The organism is Alteromonas sp. W12 (assembly GCF_001924945.1).
Classification (GTDB): domain Bacteria; phylum Pseudomonadota; class Gammaproteobacteria; order Enterobacterales; family Alteromonadaceae; genus Alteromonas; species Alteromonas macleodii.
In genome coordinates, this window is record NZ_LQXH01000008.1 from 305,725 (window position 1) to 323,139 (window position 17,415).

17 protein-coding genes are annotated in these 17,415 nt (G+C 45.4%); 10 read left to right on the forward strand and 7 right to left on the reverse strand.

Annotation, left to right across the window (positions count from 1 at the left end; translation table 11 throughout):
* Positions 1-13: 13 nt before the first annotated feature.
* A complete protein-coding gene (locus tag AWH61_RS12715; RefSeq protein WP_075177241.1) occupies positions 14-1,390 on the reverse strand; it encodes a S8 family serine peptidase in 1,377 nt (458 codons plus the stop codon).
* A 350-nt stretch (positions 1,391-1,740) separates the two neighbouring features.
* Between AWH61_RS12715 and AWH61_RS12720 the strand changes: the two genes are divergently transcribed.
* Genes AWH61_RS12720 through AWH61_RS12730 form a run of 3 tightly spaced genes read left to right on the forward strand, consistent with a single transcriptional unit; the run spans position 1,741 to position 3,600 of the window.
* On the forward strand, positions 1,741-2,238 hold the full coding sequence (locus tag AWH61_RS12720; protein WP_039229337.1) for an RNA polymerase sigma factor: 498 nt from the start codon (positions 1,741-1,743) through the stop codon (positions 2,236-2,238).
* Positions 2,235-3,089 (forward strand): RT0821/Lpp0805 family surface protein, encoded by an 855-nt coding sequence (locus AWH61_RS12725; protein WP_075177242.1) that lies wholly within the window; start codon positions 2,235-2,237, stop codon positions 3,087-3,089. Before AWH61_RS12720 ends, AWH61_RS12725 begins: the two co-directional genes overlap by 4 nt.
* Positions 3,079-3,600 carry a CC0125/CC1285 family lipoprotein gene (locus AWH61_RS12730; protein WP_075177243.1) on the forward strand — a complete coding sequence of 174 codons (522 nt, stop codon included), beginning with the start codon at positions 3,079-3,081 and terminating at the stop codon, positions 3,598-3,600. The genes AWH61_RS12725 and AWH61_RS12730 overlap by 11 nt, the downstream gene beginning before the upstream one ends.
* A gap of 157 nt (positions 3,601-3,757) precedes the next feature.
* Here the strand turns inward: AWH61_RS12730 and AWH61_RS12735 are convergent, their stop codons facing one another.
* From AWH61_RS12735 to AWH61_RS12745, 3 genes are all read right to left on the reverse strand, one after another.
* Positions 3,758-3,949: a CsbD family protein gene (locus AWH61_RS12735; protein ID WP_014951177.1), complete on the reverse strand. Its 192-nt coding sequence runs from the start codon at positions 3,947-3,949 to the stop codon at positions 3,758-3,760.
* A gap of 201 nt (positions 3,950-4,150) precedes the next feature.
* Positions 4,151-4,924, reverse strand: coding sequence for a siderophore-interacting protein (locus AWH61_RS12740; RefSeq protein WP_075177244.1), 774 nt, complete (start codon positions 4,922-4,924; stop codon positions 4,151-4,153).
* Between the two features lie 490 nt (positions 4,925-5,414).
* On the reverse strand, positions 5,415-6,578 hold the full coding sequence (locus tag AWH61_RS12745) for an MFS transporter (RefSeq protein ID WP_502686371.1): 1,164 nt from the start codon (positions 6,576-6,578) through the stop codon (positions 5,415-5,417).
* Between the two features lie 1,089 nt (positions 6,579-7,667).
* Here AWH61_RS12745 and AWH61_RS12750 point away from each other — a divergent pair.
* From AWH61_RS12750 to AWH61_RS12780, 7 genes are all read left to right on the forward strand, one after another.
* Positions 7,668-10,271, forward strand: coding sequence for an efflux RND transporter permease subunit (locus AWH61_RS12750; protein WP_075177246.1), 2,604 nt, complete (start codon positions 7,668-7,670; stop codon positions 10,269-10,271).
* Position 10,272: 1 nt separating this feature from the next.
* Positions 10,273-11,163 (forward strand): outer membrane lipoprotein-sorting protein, encoded by an 891-nt coding sequence (locus tag AWH61_RS12755; protein ID WP_075177247.1) that lies wholly within the window; start codon positions 10,273-10,275, stop codon positions 11,161-11,163.
* Positions 11,164-11,191: 28 nt separating this feature from the next.
* Positions 11,192-12,805, forward strand: a complete 1,614-nt coding sequence (locus tag AWH61_RS12760; RefSeq protein ID WP_075177248.1) for a hypothetical protein — start codon at positions 11,192-11,194, stop codon at positions 12,803-12,805.
* A gap of 27 nt (positions 12,806-12,832) precedes the next feature.
* A complete protein-coding gene (locus AWH61_RS12765) occupies positions 12,833-13,039 on the forward strand; it encodes a YgaP family membrane protein (protein WP_014977706.1) in 207 nt (68 codons plus the stop codon).
* A gap of 150 nt (positions 13,040-13,189) precedes the next feature.
* Positions 13,190-13,771, forward strand: coding sequence for a DUF3299 domain-containing protein (locus AWH61_RS12770; protein WP_014951170.1), 582 nt, complete (start codon positions 13,190-13,192; stop codon positions 13,769-13,771).
* Positions 13,772-13,776: 5 nt separating this feature from the next.
* Positions 13,777-14,223 (forward strand): hypothetical protein, encoded by a 447-nt coding sequence (locus AWH61_RS12775; protein WP_075177249.1) that lies wholly within the window; start codon positions 13,777-13,779, stop codon positions 14,221-14,223.
* 15 nt (positions 14,224-14,238) lie between these two features.
* On the forward strand, positions 14,239-14,967 hold the full coding sequence (locus AWH61_RS12780; protein ID WP_075177250.1) for a DUF3299 domain-containing protein: 729 nt from the start codon (positions 14,239-14,241) through the stop codon (positions 14,965-14,967).
* A gap of 18 nt (positions 14,968-14,985) precedes the next feature.
* Here the strand turns inward: AWH61_RS12780 and AWH61_RS12785 are convergent, their stop codons facing one another.
* The 3 genes from AWH61_RS12785 to AWH61_RS12795 all read right to left on the reverse strand — a co-directional run bounded on the left by AWH61_RS12785 (position 14,986) and on the right by AWH61_RS12795 (position 17,344).
* The gene (locus AWH61_RS12785; RefSeq protein WP_075177251.1) at positions 14,986-15,783 is read right to left on the reverse strand and encodes an HAD family acid phosphatase; all 798 of its coding nucleotides are present in this window, start codon (positions 15,781-15,783) and stop codon (positions 14,986-14,988) included.
* A gap of 62 nt (positions 15,784-15,845) precedes the next feature.
* Complete coding sequence (folE2, locus tag AWH61_RS12790; protein ID WP_075177252.1) at positions 15,846-16,772, reverse strand: GTP cyclohydrolase FolE2; 927 nt, start codon at positions 16,770-16,772, stop codon at positions 15,846-15,848.
* A 95-nt stretch (positions 16,773-16,867) separates the two neighbouring features.
* On the reverse strand, positions 16,868-17,344 hold the full coding sequence (locus AWH61_RS12795) for a MerC domain-containing protein (RefSeq protein WP_230633809.1): 477 nt from the start codon (positions 17,342-17,344) through the stop codon (positions 16,868-16,870).
* Positions 17,345-17,415 lie beyond the last annotated feature (71 nt).

Below are 17,415 nucleotides of genomic sequence, written 5' to 3' on the forward strand. Positions count from 1 at the left end.
CAGCACGCTTAATTTAAGGCAGCACACCAAAACCGAATACGCTGTCTCGTCCGGGAGCCCCTGCATCTAAAGCTAGCTGCTGAAGTTTCAACAAGGCAGCGTTCCTTTCTTGTTTTTCGCGCAAAAAGCATGCATACAAAGCGGTGGCGCGCGGTGAAGCCATAGAGGTTCCCGTTTGCCTGATCGTTTTTCCATTAGGATGTGCGGCATCTACCGACACGCCAAACGCAGCAAAATCGACGTAATCCCCTTGGTTTGCCCACCTATAAATTACATTAGATTTATCAACGGCCGTAATGCCTAATGTTTCTGTATAAGCCGCGGGGTACAAGGGTAAAGAGGCTGGTCCCTCGTTGCCCACCGCAGCAATGATTTGAATACCGCTCTTATCCAATTGATTTATGACCCGCGCTAAAATAGGGTTGTCGGGACCTGCAAGACTCATGTTTATGGCGTCTACCTGCTGTGATGCAAGATAGTTTAAACCTTCAATCAACGACATCAGCGTAGCGCCTTGGCTAACACTATTACGCGAATAAAACACACTGGCGTTAAACACCTGGCTAGACTTTGGCAACGACGCCGCCAATAGGCTGGCTACTGCGGTACCGTGGTCTGACGAAAAGGCAACGTCAGTTTCGCTGTCCGCATTGCCATCTTGCTCCTGATTTCGATCTTGATTATGACCAACAATAAAAGACGCTTGCGTTAGATTAACGTGTGAGAGCAGTGGGTGATTGGACGCTACATGAGTATCAACCATTCCAATGCGCAGTGGGGTTGGACAGGTTTCCAGCTTTTCACTGCTTATCTCTTGAAAAGACCCGTTCGAAGTGGGCTTGGTCTGTGATAAATAAATATGATTTCGACCAATTTGAGACTGCAAATTATGGGGCAAACTGTTGCGAATAGACGACACATCATCCTCATCTCCTGTGACTTTAACTTTAAAAAGCCACTGAGAGAGCGCGGGCAAAAACTGAGCTTTTTGTATTTCAATATTGGCACCTTGAAAATGTACTTTGTCGGCTTCTTCCCCTAGGAATAGCCACTCCTTTTCGACAGCCAGAAAGCCATTTTCAACCGTTACTTCATTAACAACTACCTGGCCTGAAGTCGATAAAATAGTGGTTGCTGCAGGAGCGATAAATTGGGGGGCAGGAATGTCGCCTAGTACGCCCGACGCCACTGTTGATAAGTCTCTGGCGCCTTCGATAGATGATTGCGCTTTTCGTCTTGCTTCCTCGCGAATGGCGTTTAGGTCGGAGGAGGTTCGATCAATTATCGGACGCACGGGAGACACCACTTGATTCAATGTTCCTGCTAGTTGGGCTTGTGATGTTGGTGCCGCAATCAAACTCAAAATCGCCACAATGAGTGTGTACTTCATTTTACTACCTTTACGTTAACGTTGGGGCAGATCGGTGCCTAAAGAAGGAATGGCATAAATTGTGCCATAGCCTCTATTAGAAGCCTGTGTCCATTGTGCACAAACGTTGTTCTAAATGTGCGCTAAAGGCGAACAGGCATTTACCACTACCTTACAGTGTAGTGACGATTAGACAGAAGAAAAATTCCAATGCGACCCTTTAGACTGTTAAACATTCGCTTTGTCTAGATGGCTCACAGACCGTTGCAATACAGTGCAGTAAAAAAATAGTTCTTAGAACGTGGAATAAAAACAAAAGTGGCTCGTTAACAGGGTAGAGATAACGGGAAACCTCACAAAGGTACATGAAAATGAAAGATGAGTTGACTGAACTCGTCCCGTCATTGCGAAAGTTTGCATATTCGTTGACGGGTAACATGCATGATGCTGATGATTTACTTCAGAACACGCTTGAACGGCTATTGAGTAAACCGCTTCCTGAGCAAGTTACATTAATGGCTTGGGCATTTAGAGTGTGCCGCAACTGTTGGATAGACGAATACAGAGCGAAGAAAGTTAGAACCAATGCGACTGATGCCCTTTCCTATGAAGCGCAATCGGCGAATAGCTGTAACGACATAGATGACGCTATAACGCAGACAATTACGCTTAAACAAGTCTCAAGCGCTATGGATGAGTTACCCTGTGAGCAAAGAGAAACCCTTTCTTTGGTTGCTGTACAAGGGATGAGTTACGCGGATGCTTCTGAAGTGTTGCAGGTACCGACGGGCACTATTATGAGCCGTCTTGCCAGAGCGAGAGCAAAAATATCAAACTTACTAAATGGTCAAAACGAGGTGCTATCGTGATCTTAACTGACGAAAAACTCTCAGCATTTTTAGATGGAGAGTTAGATACCGCTGAGATGGATCTGGTTCGTGAAGCGATAGCGCACGATGTTACCGTTTCTGACCGACTCGCCGCACTTGCAGAAGTGGATAGAGTTGTGAAAGTTGCTGCAGAAAAAGCGACAGCAGTGGCGCTGCCTAAAGAAATCGTGGCACTTTTGAGTGATGAAAAGCCGTTAAGCCAGGCAAGCGGCGTACAGGCATCTGATGCAAGCTTAGCCAGCGCAAGCGCTGCAAAGCAAGGCTCTGTAAATCAAAGCCCTGCGGAAAACGTTAAGCCGTTTCCAAAGAAAGCGAATTCAACTAATAATGCGCTACATAAACAAGCGAAGTGGAAGGAGCCTTTTGCAATAGCTGCGAGTGTGGCGGTATTAGCGGGCTTAGTGCTCTTTAATCAACAGGGCGCTGAAACAACGCAGCCTTCTCATTGGGCGAGAGTATCATCGGTACTCGACAGTAACCTAACTGGCGAAGCAACAACTTTTGATTCGGGCGTGACGGTTACGCCACAGTTGTCTTTCGTAAATACGGAGTTTAACTACTGTAGACAGGCTGAAGTCGCATCGAAAGATGAACTAAATGTAATGATTGCTTGTAAAGATAAGCAAGGTGCGTGGCAGCTTGCCGCTAGCAAATTGGACGAGCTAGGTGAGAATGCAGGTCAATATCAAACCGCCACTAGCGCTAAAGTAATGGAAGAAGAGTTAGACAAAATGATGGCGTCTGCGCCATTAAACCGAGAGCAAGAGAAAAACGCAATTGAAGCAACTTGGCTAGCTGACAAGGCCGAAGGAGTAAATGATGAAAACTAAAATTATGTTAGTACTTGCGGTATTAATTATGGCGGGCTGCGCCAGTCAACCCGATTATAGACAGGCCAAAAAAGGCGGCTTTGGCTACACGGAAAGTAAGTTGAGTGATACCCAATATCGCGTGCATTTTAAAGCGAAGGGGTCTGATAAAGGCAAGGCGATGGATTACGCCATGCTCCGTGCTGCCGAACTTACGTTATTAGAAGGTTACGACTGGTTTGTAGTGACTGACCGAGAGACCTTAGTAGATAAGGAGACTGTGCAAACCACACCTACCGCAGGCTTTAGCCAGCGATATGCACGGGTTACCGAGTGCGGTGTGCTCACCTGCAGAACGTCCTACCACCCTACTACCCAATTCGAAACGGGTGTATTTGTAGGGGGCTCTCAGCAAAGTGAGATCGAAAGTATCTTGAGTATTGAGATAGGCAAAGGTTCGCGTCCAACGTCGGCAACGAGCTTTGACGCAAGAGAAGTTCGCGATAACTTACAGCCTAAGACGGAAGAGTGATAAAAAATCAAAGGGCATAACCTCCCTTGACTACGACACAAATAAAAAGGGCCGCTGCATTATGCAGCGGCCCTTTTAGTAGCAGTAAAGATTAACAATATGGTGATACCAGATTGTTATACTGCCAGTGTTTTAATTCATATATTGGAGACGGCGATTAATTAAAATAACCATCGACCTCTTTTTCAGCTTCGTCACGGCTTTTGCCATAAGCTTGTTGAATCTTACCTACTAGTTCTTCACGTCGACCGTCAATTACATCTAGGTCGTCATCGGTAAGTTTGCCCCACTTTTGCTGCACCTTACCTTTCATTTCTTTCCAATTACCTTCAATACGATCACTGTTCATAACTTGCTCTCCTTATCCAAACAATTGGTTGAAAAAACTGGCGGAATAATTGGCCAGTTATTTTCTTAGCAGCAAATGCTGTTCCATTGTGTAGGTGCATGAAAGTATTGAATTTATTGTTTATGAAAATTCTGCCGTACAGTTGTTTTTTATGCAGAATTTACAAGTTCTTGCAAAGCCTACAGGAAGCATAGTCATCGACTAGGCCAATGTTTTAGCATACGCTTCACTGTCCTGCCTTTTTTCTATTTTATGTTGATCTTCGCTGCGGCCTTTCTTCCAGTAGCTGCTAATGTAAATATTCTCGTGCGCCACGGATTTTTCGTCCTTGAGCCATGCCCGAATCGCCCGCATATCAGAAAATTCACACGCCACCCAAACTGTGGGGTTTCCGTCGAGCCAAGTTAACTGGTCAAGGCGGGAAGGTAAAGATTGCTCATGTTCCCATATCACCGTTACTCCTTCGGGCTTCTTAAGTGTAACCGCATCCTTTTCGTCTTCAATTTTAATCACGGCGTAGCCTTTGGTTTGCACAGGAAGCTCGGCGAGGTGATTTCTAATACTAGGAAGCGCTGTCATGTCGCCAGCCAACAGTATCCAATCATATTGCTCGCTGAGTCCCTTACTAGAACCGGGCCCTGCGAGCGTGATGATGTCGCCAGGCTTTGTACTTGTCGCCCATGCCGACGCAGGGCCAGTTTTACCACCATCGGCATGGATAACCATATCCAGAATCATTTCAGGCTTCTCTGCGTCAAAGTGCGCAACCGTATAGGTGCGCATTGCCACTTGGCTCGTATCTGTGGGGCGTTTCAGCGGGTTTCCTTCTAGGTCGAACATAAGTTTAATGTACGCACCTGCAGTAACCGAGGGAAAGGTAAGAAGGTCTTCCCCACTAAGGTGTACACGCTGCATATTTGGGGTAATTCGGACTGATTGGGTGACAATAGCTCTGCGAGGTTGCGGTTTAGACATTAGCTTACTCCTGTGATCTTGAGTAGCTATTCTATTTAGAAATAATTCTCATTTCCATTTCTAAAGGTGAAATGATCAGGATTGTTTAGTTCTATTTTTTAGATTAACTGACCGGTCTTGAGAGAAACTAATACAAATAAAATAGATAGGTTTACGTTGGATTAGTACTATAACAATAAGCGAGGAATACGCACTGGAAAAGGAAAGACTAGAGCAAAAGAAAAGGGGCTAAAAAGCCCCTTAAAAAAACCACAACATAACTTGGAAAACACATTTACACACCACAAAGACGCACACTCAACGACTTCATGTATAATTTAAGATAGCCTAATTATAAAAAGGTTCCGCTTTTTTAAAAATAAAAGGTAAAAAAATAAATACCTTTGAAATAGGCGTATTCCTGTCACCTGTCAGGCTGGCATTAATTCGCTAAGGCCTGTTTAGCTTTGATGGCGAATTGGGCCAAATGTATAGCAACGGTTAACAGGCACTAGCCAACGTGTCTTATTCTTCGCAATGTTATGTAGACGACGCACGTGGTTGCTGCGATGAGCGCTGACGCGATAGCGAACGGAAGCGCGATATCCAGTTGGTAAATTAAAGCTGCCAGTGGCGGACCTATTACGTAGCCCATGGCAGTCGTTGCTGTAATTAACCCAGTGATCGTGGCTTGTTGAGAGGGGGCACAGTAGGTCGTTGCTGCAGCAGCCAAAGATGGGTAGGCCATTCCCATACCTAAACCCATTAATGTCATGGCCGCATAAAGCATAAATAACGAATGTTGAAGAAAGAGCAGTAAGTAGGCTAAGCCCAATAGCGGAAGCGCGATAGTGATCATCGCTTCTTTGCTTATTCGGCCTTTTTGTACCCACCCAAATTGGGCTGTGAGAGACGCGGCAGCACTGACCATCATCGCGAAACCCACTTGCCGAGCAGCGTCTACGGGTGAATAGTCGTAAAAATCGATAAAAAAGAAACCCAGTGATTGCTGCATCATCGCCATTGCGCAAAATACACAAATACATGCAGCGACGAATACATAAGGCACTTTGCTAGGCGCTTGGTTATTGTCGCTAGTCTGCTGAGCGCTTTTTTGCTGAGACAAAGGCGGCAGAACAGGTAGCTTAAAATATACCAATGTAAGCGCCAGTAGGGTTAGCAACACGATGCTGTACAACGGTGCCAATAAGCCAAAACCGACTAAAAGCCCAGCGTAGGCGGGCCCCACAATTTGCCCTACGTTGCTTGCAGAGGTGACTTTGCTGATTGCACTTACTCTACTTTGGGGCGTACTGATGGCGACGGCGTAACCTACCGCAGAAGGCGGAGTTGCAGACATAATGGTTGATTGCAGACTTCGGCTTATCAACAATGCCAAAAACAAATTGGTGCCGCTTATAATGCCAGAAAATCCTGCCATCCATGCACTAGCGAAGGCAAATGTGCCCAAGCTATAACCCGACAGACCAACTATTAAAATACGTTTAAAGCCCGCACGCTTAGCGACCTTGCTCCACACATTCGTACCGAACGCAAAGATAAGTGCAGAGCTAGACATAATAGTGGCAATGTGGAATTCAGAAAGGTTCGCCTGTCGCCCCATAGAAGGGAGTGTGGTAAGCATTACGCTTTGGCCAACAGACGTAGCGAGCAACGCACAAAAAAGAACTCTAAAAACGATAGTAGATGCAGACGGCGAAAGCACGCAGGTAGCCCTTTTGGTAGGCGATAAAGAAACAACGCAATTTTATCACAAATGAAGACAAAAAAATGCCCGCCAAAGGCGGGCCAAAATCAGAGGTATGTAAAGGCCGGGATGGGCCTTTGAGGGGAGAGGGTAGTCGTCGGATGACAACTCACTAATAACATCGACGACATTACCAGTGTCCTCACTATGGTCTCGCTGAAGCAACACACACGTACATTCAACGAATCCAAATTGGGTCAACAATCCCTTGCTGCACGAGACATCACTGTCGGTGCTTGCGATGTAGGTACTCAGAGCTTGTTTGCAATCCTTATGAAACAAGTGCCTTGCATCCTGCGAGTTTAATTAGGTTGTCTTTTACCTAACCTCATCATCGACCAGCAATTTAACGAATCTTCTACAGGCATCCATTAGCTACAATACTGACACATCCGTTTTTCCTTGGTGACACACTCCATGCACTTCCCATGTCGTCACCTTCAGTATTAGTCATCTACGCAATTTGGCCTCTCCGTCGCTAAAGCTGTCCTAGCTACAAACTGCGTTCTGTATTTATCCGTTAGTCTAATGTATGCGTGATCTGTGCCAAACCTTAAATTCAATTTAGAATAATTTTAAATTGCTGATTTTTATTGATTATTTTTATTTTTGGACAGCGGGTAGCTCGTATTTGAAAAACTAAGGTTGAGTAGGTATGTAGTTTTTTCTCGGTGGTGTGTAGCGTTTTACAAACACTTTTCTTTTCTCTGTGTTACTCGTCGCATTGCTCTTGATCTTTTCTAAAAATACATTAGATTATTTGTATATTAGAATAATCTAATTTAATGCTGTGTCCCATAAACGCTGTGGCCCATAAATGTACCCATTGTTTTTGCTAACGCAGGTAGGCGTTGTGAAATGTTCTGCAGAGCAAAGGTCATGGTTTGTGAAAGTGAAGCGCCACTCAACACGTCAAGGAAACACAGTGGATGGAGTTAACCCAGTCGTATCACGATTAGAGGGAATCAATGTATTTCCTAGTAGGAGTTCATAGCTATGTTCACGGCAGTTATTGAAAAATTACTGTTCCTATCTACCCAGAAAGGTAAGTGGGTTTATGCCGCTTTACTGTTGGCTGTTGTCTTTTGCGCTTATCAAATGCGGCTAATTACGATAGATACCGACCCAGAGAATATGCTTGAAGCCAATCACCCTGCTCGCGTTTTTCATAAAGATGTGAAGCATACTTTTGCTATGCACGACGCGATAGTGGTGGGGGTTATAGCATCACCGGCCAATGAAACAGCCACTCAAAATGCTGCTTTAAGTACCAATAAAGGCATCTATACACCAAACAACCTGCAAGCAATAGACGGTGTTACCCAGCAAATATTAAACACTGAGGGTGTTATTGCTAGAGATGTCATGTCGTTTTCAACAGTGGACAATATCACTCAAGGTGACAACGGTGAGCTCAAGTTCTCTTGGATGATGTCACCAGCCCCATCATCGCAAGAGGAAGCAGATTACATTGCTGATGCTATTGCACGCCTTCCAATGTTACAGGGGAGCCTGGCTTCTTCATCACACAATGCTGCGGCTATCTATGTGCCCATTAAAGATAAAAATGAGAGCTTTCGTATTGCGGAAGACATTCGTGCCTATATTGGCGCGAATACAATTAACGAAACATTGCAGTGGCACATAACAGGACTCCCTGTTGCTGAAGATCAGTTCGGCGTTGAAATGTTTATTCAAATGGCAATTTCAGCGCCAGCTGCGGGACTAATGATTTTTATCCTCCTCTTTGTCTTTTTCCGCAATTTTACGCTGATTACCGCCCCGATGGTGGTGGCAATGGCAACGGTAATTATCACAATGGGGGCGCTAATCGGCTTAGGTTTCACTGTGCACATCATGTCATCCATGATTGCCATATTTTTGATGCCTATCGCTGTTGTTGACTCGGTGCACATATTGTCTGAGTTTTCAGACCGCTATAAACCAGGTCAAAAGGCCGATCAAGTGATTACCACAGTGGTTGAACACCTATTTCAGCCGATGCTGTTTACGTCGCTGACCTCTGCGGCAGGGTTCTATTCACTTATGCTAACTCCCATTCCACCCGTACAGATTTTCGGTGCTTTCATTGGCTCAGGTATTCTGTTGGCTTTCGCTATTACGCTTACCTTTATACCTGCTTATATATCAAGAATGTCGCCAGAGGCGCTCGCAAAATTGCAGTCTGCACTGCACGCCGATGCCAATACCTCATCAATGAAAACAACATATTTACAGCGATTTGTGTACGGCATTCGCACCCTGGCGCTAAATTATAAAAGGGCATTACTCGTAGCATTCATGGTGATTTCAGCGGTGTCAGTGTGGGGTATTTTCCAAATACAAATTAACGACAACCCTGTGCGCTGGTTTAAAGAAAATCATGAAATTCGCGTAGCCGATAAGGCGCTTAATAAGGAGTTTGCGGGTACGTATAACGCATACATTGTTATTGAAGATACCCGCAAGCTGAAAAGTGCAGGTGAAATACTGCAAAGTGCAGTGTTGCCCTCTTCGTTAGATGAATGGCGTAAAACAACCCTCGATACACTAAACAATGAAAATGCCGGCAATAATTTTGAGACTCTCGCATTTGCCGTCGATGATGCATTATTTGGTGATCTTGATAGCGACGAATATGACGCTTTAAATCGATTGCTTTCAAGCATTGATGAAATTAAAGGCACAAGCAAAACGTTTCAACAGCCCGATAATGTAGCGCTGCTTTCAGACCTGCAAAATTACCTAAGCACTCAAACGCTGGTGGGTAAAACTCAGTCCCTCAGTGATGTGATTAAAGTGGTTAACCGAGAGCTGCATTCGGGCAATGACAGCGACTACGAGTTACCTAATACTCAACCGGCGATAGCACAGACGCTCTTGCAATATCAGTCCTCTCATAGGCCTCAAGACTTGTGGCATTTCGTGACACCAGACTATCGTAAAACCTTGGTGTGGCTACAACTATCCAGTGGTGACAACCAAGATATGACCGAGGTAATTGAGTTAGTCGATGACTACTTCGCTCAACATCCACTGCCTGATGGCCTGACATATCAATGGGCAGGTAAGGCATACCTAAATGTGGTATGGCAGGACAACATGGTTGCAGGCATGTTAGACAGCTTACTTAGCGCCTTCATTATTGTTTTTGTGATGATGGTATTGCTGCTGCGCTCACTGATATTCGGTGTATTAGCCATGCTGCCCCTTACTATAACTATCACCTTTATTTACGGTGCTATTGGCATTGTAGGTAAAGATTACGATATGCCTATTGCCGTGCTTTCAGCCCTGACATTGGGTTTGTCGGTAGACTTTGCCATTCACTTTCTGGCTAGAGCCAAAGAGATTTACAAGCAAACGGGTAACGTGAGTAAAACGTTTGATGCCATGTTTGAAGAGCCTGCTAGCGCTATTACTCGTAATGCGCTGGTCATCGCGCTTGGCTTTACGCCGCTGCTTTTAGCACCACTTGTGCCTTACATCACCGTGGGCATTTTTCTGGCAAGTATCATGTTTATTTCAGCACTCGTTACGCTGCTGGTGTTGCCAGCTGCTATGACATTGCTTAAACGTTGGGTTTTCAAGGAGGCCTAAAATGCGTATTTCCATATTATCAGTGTTCATATGGCGTCGACCAAAAATACGAAACCTTCGAAGCATGTTCAGGGGCCTTGTTGCGCTATTACTTATATCGGGTAATGGATTCGCTCAAGCCTTGGCAACCCAAAGCGACGAAAGCAGCAGTAGTATAGATGTTGCTAAAATCGTTAATAAGGCTGAGCAGGCGGCGTACTACGCGGGCAATGACGGACGTTCAATGGCGAGAATGCTCATTGTAGATGAGCAAGGTCGAAAGCAAATGCGTCAGTTTACTATTCTGCGCAAAGATGTGCTGAATGAGGCAGGCGCCGACACCGGCGATCAACGTATGCTGGTTTTCTTTAGCCGTCCTACTGAGGTTGAAGGCACGGTATTTCGCGTTGAGAAGCATGCGGCGCTTAATTCTGATGACGACCGTTGGCTATATTTGCCGGCCTTAGATTTGGTAAAGCGGATAGCGGCTGGCGATAAACGTACATCGTTTGTTGGTTCTCATTTCTTCTATGAAGATGTTTCCGGCCGCGCAACGGCCCAGGACAGTTTTGAACTGCTTGAGCAAACTGAAACTCATTACCGCTTAAAAGCGACAGCTAAGGACACAGCGCTCGTAGAGTTCAGCCACTATGTAGTAGAGATAGACAAAAACACTTACTTGCCCACCTTAATCAACTTTTATAAGGGTGACAATAACTACCGCCGCGTTGAAGCTGTAACTATTGAGACTATACAGGGCAATCCTACTGTGGTGAGAAGTAAGGTGACGGACCTTGCATCAGGTGGCTATACCCTTATGGAATTCAGAGGGATTGAATACGACATAGGTCTTCCAGATAGCATATTTAGTGAGCGTAGCCTACGTGTGCCACCGCAACGCTATATTAAATAACACAATCTTGAAAAAGGAATTTAGCACGGTGCGCTTGCCTAAATTACTAGCTCCATCCATATGGATAACGCTGCCTAGCCAAGCCTATGGTCTTTCTGAGTGGGTTAAAAAGCAATGGAGGGCGCACGCTTTGCTCGCGCCGATTATTTTCATTTTTGCATCAATGGCAGTAGTAAGTTTACCGTTAAGCGCTCAGACGTTAAATGTTGAAAGCCAGAACCCAAAAGACCCGTTAAAAATCGGCACACAAGAGTACAAAGCTAACGTAAACGACGAGTGGGACAGCGTGTGGCCTGAGGAGGATAATGTCGAATCAGGTGACGATTGGAGCGATAAGTGGGATGACGAATGGGGCACTGACAGCAAAAGTAAGCTTCGTATTTCTGGTTTCGCCGAGCTCGCCGTAGGAAACCGTTTTTCCCGTGACATGGCTACCGCGTTTGGCAGTCAGAATTCACAAATGAACGAGAGTTTTCAAGCTGCTAACGCGCCATCTGTGTTAAATAACAGCACATTGCGCGACGCCAGAGTTCAACTTCGCGCAGACTATGCATTAGACAGTTCCTCCATTTCCAGTAAAGCCGACGTTTGGTATGACGGCGTAACGTCGTCGTGGGAATCACAACTTCGCGAACTGGCATGGCAAGGTAGCTTAAGCAGTATTCTTCCCAGCGCTTTAGTCGGCGCAGGGGACTGGGCAAATGCATTTGACATTAAAGTCGGTAAGCAAGTGCTGACCTGGGGGACAGGGGATTACTTGTTTTTAAATGATCTCTTCCCTAAAGATTATCAGTCGTTCTTTGCAGGAAGAGAAGACGAATACCTTAAAGCGCCGAGTAATGCATTAAAGGTGTCGGGCTACACGGATTTTGCCAATGTAGATTTAGTCGTCACACCTGAATTTGAGCCTGATATTGGTATTACAGGCGAAATATTTTCTTTTTACAGCCCGCAATTGGATGAAAACATTGCCCCTTCGTTTTCTGTTGAACGTGATAATCGCCCACGAGGAAGTGAGCTTGCCTTAAGGGTGTATAAATCTGTTAAGGGGATGGAGATTGCAGGCTATGGTTACACCGGTTATACAAGGCAGCCCACCGCGACAGATTCTCTTGGAAGACCGCGCTACAGTAAAATGAATGCCTATGGCGCAAGTGTTGTCGCGCCTCTGGGGCGGGGGATAGCAAATGCGGAATACGTTTTCTACAACAGCCTTGAAGACATGGATGGAAGTGACGGGCAAATAGCGAATGATCAAAGTCGTTTCTTACTAGGCTATAGCCAAGAAATTGCCGCAAATCTTACCGGTGGTTTCCAGTGGTACACCGAGTACTTACACAATGGGGATGGCCTAAATAGAACAGTCTCGTCTTCTGAGCGAGTTCAAGAAAAATACCGCCATTGGGTGACGACCCGTTTAACGTGGTTAGCACTTCGTCAAACACTGACGTTAAATACTTTTCTGTTTTATTCACCCAGCGATAGCGACGGATACCTAAAGACTACAGTGGCTTATTCGCCCACCGACAAGTGGCAAGTGCGAGCGGGGGTGAATGTCTTTTCAGGTAAGGATAACTATACGTTTTGGGGGCAGTTTGAAGACGCAAGTAATACGTTTATTGCCTATCGATTTTATTTTTAATCTCTTCCAATATTTAAGGATTACGCTATGTCTCAGGAAAAAGCATTAACCGCCTTCGCAGGGCTCATGGTGTTGTTGTCTGTATTACTAACCCAGTTTGTTCATGCAAACTTTATGTGGTTTACCGTGTTTATTGGCGCAAACTTGTTCCAACAGAGCTTCACTGGCTTTTGCCCAGCAACGCTATTTTTTAAACACGTGCTTGGGCTTAAAAGTGAACGGGAGCTAGCGTAATTAACTGATGCTTCACAAATGCGCTAGCAAAGCATTTTCTATTGAGTAATTGGCGCTAAGTAACATTTTGCAAAGATAAACGCTTATCGCAATTTACTACGTTGTGATATGTTATAACGTGATTGTTAAATAGTATGTTAGGTCATCTTTGTGAAATTTTCTGTCACGCTTTCTAGCGTTAAATTCGGTTTAATTGCGGCACTATTGGTTTTATTTAGCACGTTAAACCCAACCCAAGCCGCCAATTACGAGGAAATTGACTGGGTAGCTCTTATGCCCGAGGACGATTTGAGCGCGCTTTTAAATAGGCCTGAGTTTTTAAACGATATTGCCGATGGCTCTGCCGCCGACTCTGTCGATGACTTTGCTTCAAAGCAGCTAGAAGATGAACAAGCACAGCGATACCAACAAGCGTTAGTGTCGACGCGAGTGATAGAAGCGTTTGACGGGAAGGCTATCCGCATCCCTGGATTTATAGTGCCTTTAGAACAAAACGATGAGCAAAAAGCGACGGCTTTTTTCGTCGTTCCTTATTTTGGGGCTTGCTTACACATGCCACCACCGCCGCCAAATCAAATTTTGTATGTTGAATACAAAGAAGGCATTGCAGTTGAGAACTTGTACGACCCTTATTGGTTTGAAGGCACGGTAAAAATAGACAACCACGAAAGCGCACTAGGTACATCTGCCTATTCGTTAGTGCTAGACAGCTTCGCGCTTTACGAGGAGTAACTGATATGAAAAAAACAGTCGTTGCAGCTACCGTTTTATCAAGTCTTATAGCCTTTCATAGTACTGCGTGTGAACTACACGCAGGTATGGGAAACATGCAGTTTGGCTTTCAGCACCCCATGATGCAACAGCACTTAGCGGCAGCTAAGGAGCCGCTCATTTCGCTCAATATCGACAGAAAGCGAGAAGTGGCTAAGCTTGAGGCGTCAACCGTTCCGCTGCGATTTACCATTCCTTCGAACTATAAAGAAGTTAGCGTAGATGTGATGGCAAGTGATGGCGTAACGCTACTTTCACCGCAGCGCTTTTCTCTGCCGTCTACAAAGGGCGAACAAGCCATTAACTTTCAGGCACAAGAAGAAGGCACGCACGAACTTGTTCTAAAAGTCTATGCGCTTAAAAAGAATGTGCCGGTAACTTACACCCGCAAAGTCAAAATTTTAGCAAGTTAAAAGCTAGGATAATGTATGAAGCGCGCCACGTACGTTTTACTGGCTTCTCTTATTGCTTTGATTGCATTGGGCGCGCTGGTGGGGCTCGGCCTGAGGGGTAAGCTTGATAGCGTAATTGAGCGCTTTTTCGAGAATAACACGGCGATTTATCAAGACAGCCACAGGTTAACTACCGTTCAACAGTTCCAACCCTTATCGTGGGACGCGCTGTTACCTGACGCCGAAAAGGCGCTGTTGGGCCAGACCCAATCGACTCAAAATCCTCAGCAGAATTTACCCCTTCATGAACAGGTATTTCAGTCTATTCAACGCACGTTTGACGATGAATACCAGCAAGCGCTAATCTCAGTAAATACGGTTGATACATTTAACGGCAAGTACGTCGAGCTCAGCGGGTTTATTGTGCCTGTAGAAGCCAATGCACAGCGAGAAATAACGGCGTTCTTCATTGTGCCTTATTTCGGCGCGTGTATTCATTACCCACCACCGCCACCGAATCAAATTGTGTTTGTTTCGTTGAATAATGCCCACGAGCAAGGCGGTATTAGAGGAATAGACATCCAGCAGGCGTATACGTTCTCGGGTGAGTTTTCTACCGGGTTGTATGAAGACCCTCAGGGCACATCCGCTTACTTACTGGATGTGGTAGAAATAAAGCCCTATTCAGGGCTGGGAAATGGCATTAACGATGACAACGCTAATTTAACGAACGGCGCTTTCCATATAGAAAGCGACATTCGTTGATTTTACTTTATCAATGGTCTACCAAGAACCATACATGGGGTTTGGCAGAATAAAAATCTCTGTGCCCACTCGTGGCATGAGCAACTCAACGTTGGCAGATTCTTGGGTTACGCCGCCCACATCTTCAATGTTGTCGCCAATTTGCATGATAATAGTGTGAGGCACAGCCCACGTAGACGTCGCGTCTTTAGACGTATTCGAACACGCGATCTTGCCCAGAGTAAGCTGCATTCTGCGCAAGTCTTTGTCATTAACCATACCTTCCTGGCCTACCGCTTCTTTGTCTTCAGCAGTGCGGCCAACAACACAGGTATTACTCGTGGTAAGCGGCAAACCTTGCGCCAAAAGGTTATTCCAAGTGTGACTATCAAGCGCTTTATTGCGATTTGTAATAAGCGCCACCTTGCCATTTCGTGCAAAAATTTCATCGATGAAAGCGGCTACACCAGGCACAAGTGTGGCTTCTTCACGTTTTACCCATTCGGCCCAGCTTTGTGAAGAATATCCCAAGCCTGCACTTTCCCGTTCTTTTTGATAGGTGCTATTGTCTAGCACGGTTTCATCAACATCCATCACCACAACATCGCCATTAGCAAAACGCGTAGGCAGCGCTGAAATAGCTTGGCCATACACAAAGCTTGAGAGAACAGGGTACTCTTTGCTGCTGGTTTGGTATATCACGGCATTTGATAGAGTGTGTGATTTTACACCAGCAAGCGGGGTTGATGGCGCAGACGAGCACGCCGCAATAGCTGATACTGCAGCGCCTATGCACGCTGCTTTGCTGATGTAAGAGAGCTTGTTAAGAGATAACAATGTTATTTTCCTTTTATTGTTTCTTCTGCCTACCGGTTTCAACACCCAAATTATGTCTGAATTTATCGATGAACTGGGCCTGATAATTCAGCAATGGCGTCGTGTGCATGCAGACTTTCTTGATGTTCTACTTTTACACGAAAATAGGTAGCTTGGTAATACGTACTTAACGCTTCATGCAGTCGCCTTACCGAATCTTCTACAAACATTAGGTTTTCAGCATTACGCTTGGCAAACGCCTGTTCATCTTCACGCTTAACTGCGGTTTGAAGCGGTGTGCCTAACGCGTTTTCTATCAGGTCAATAATACCAATAAAATCGGGGATCTCGTTGTCGCTTAAATCTAGGGTTATATCGGCAAAGGAACGCTGTGCATGCGCCGTGGCGATGCTGGCTTGTTTAGAAGCGAGCCAAGCGCCCATTTCTTCTACGGATAAACCTTTTCCTTCGAATTGCTGCACAAACACTTCTGATAACGCCTTGCGAGAGAGGGAGGCCGAACAAGGACAAGTACTAGAGTACGGTACTCTTAACTTAAGCTGTGCCTCATAACGTTCAGGTGATCGTCTTACGCAAAGTGAAGCAGGGTACGATTGATATCCTGACATCCTACTTATGAGCGCCGGACGCGACACGGTGAGGTCAAAGTGTAAATTAAGCTGGGCGCTGTTGCTCAGCCCATCTTGAGACTCGATAAGCGCGTTCATCAACGACACAAGTGCCGACTTATGTAAGTCTTGGTTGCTCAAATATCGCTGCAGCAAGCTGTACAATCGAGACATGTGAATGCCTTTAGCATTGGGGTGATCTAAACTCACTGTTACATCGACTTTTGCTTGGCTGGCTAATCGCTCACCGCGCTTACCTAGCACGTGCAGAGGGATAGCGATGCCCTGCATGCCTACACTATCAATAACAGGAAGTTGCGCAGTGGAATGCTCTTTAGTGACATCGGGAAGTACCGTGTCGGAATGATTAAAACTAGACAAAATAACCTCTGAATGAGACCTCAAAAACGACTTACACCACTAATATTGCGAGCGTCGCTCGATAAGAATTACCCGCTTTTGAGATTATGATGAAACTAATAGGGTTGTGATTGGGTGGTCTCGCGCTCTTCGCAAATAGGCTCCTGCACGCTCGACCTAAGCCGATAGTTAATCAGGTGCGCACCAACGATAATAAACGACGCGATTACCGTGATTGTTACTTCACCATATTCACCTAGTACTTCGTGTCCTAAGCCTACCCATTCAACCAGCAGCGGACTACTTAAAAGTGTTAGGCCAAAAACGCCAGCAAATACTACCCACTTATTTTTGTGATGTAGGTAGCCTAGTGAGAGCGCAAAAACACCGATGGGCAGCACAAAGAACAGCAATATTTGATGGAAGGTTTCATCATTGAGAATTGACACACCTGCCAATGCAGGTATGGAAATCAATAAAATAGGCGTTAATAAACAATGTATTACGCAAAGGGATGAAAGGAGCATAGCGAGCCTGTCTGAAATGAACTGCACTTTTGGCATTGCGCTGCTTCCTTGAGATATCGAATTCATAGTATGTCCGAAAATTGCTATGGCGCACGCACAATGAGTGAAGCTTGCGCCTGAGAGAATAAAAAATCTAA